The organism is Massilia sp. TSP1-1-2 (assembly GCF_049896185.1).
Lineage (GTDB): Bacteria > Pseudomonadota > Gammaproteobacteria > Burkholderiales > Burkholderiaceae_D > Telluria_A.
This window is the reverse complement of the sequence record NZ_JAFCTU010000188.1, coordinates 1-642: the sequence shown is the minus strand read 5'-3', so window position 1 is coordinate 642 and position 642 is coordinate 1. Positions and strand designations below refer to the sequence as shown.

Annotated in this window: 1 protein-coding gene; it reads right to left on the bottom strand. The window is 55.9% G+C overall.

Going from position 1 to position 642, the window contains the following annotated elements:
• Positions 1–15: 15 nt before the first annotated feature.
• On the bottom strand, positions 16–642 hold a 627-nt coding region (locus tag ACP7BV_RS27625), incomplete at its 5' end, for an IS66 family transposase (protein ID WP_426108111.1).

Genomic DNA, 642 nt, shown 5'->3' with positions numbered 1-642 from the left:
GTGACTGTTCAGCCGCTATGCTGCGAGCTGGATAGGATTGCCTGTGAAGGCCCGAAGCAAGACCTCCAGCATTCCATAGCCTTGTTTGCGTAGCGTGTCGAGACATGAGCGGATGACGCAGAAATTGTCGGCGCCCGTGACGGTGCGGAAGCAGCCAGATATTTTCTGCTTCACTTTGGGCATGCGCACGGCGCGCTCCCCAAGATTGTTTGTAAACGGGACGGCGTGGTCGGTGATGAACAGTAGAACGGCGTCGGCATGGAGCCGGAAGCGTTTGAGCAAATTGAAGGCGACCGACTGTTTGACGGGCCCTTGCCTCCCGGCGGTCTTTATTGCTTCGGGATTGAGTTGCTCGCCGGCGTGCACGATTGCGTCATAGAGCGTGCGGAAGGCGGCAATATCGTCGACGCCGAACGTCGTTTGTTTTTTTCGGGCCGCCTCACATAACTTGTTGGCGTCCAGCAGCAAGTTAGTCATCGCATCAGGCCATGCCTGTCCAGTGATTTCTTTCACATACACCAGCTCGCGTAAAAGATGGGCATTGCACAAGGCATGAATGGAATCATCAAGCTTCCAGTACGGCGCCCAGCAGTCATGCACCAGGACGCCTATACGCTTGGGCAAGATGCCGTGAGCTTCGAT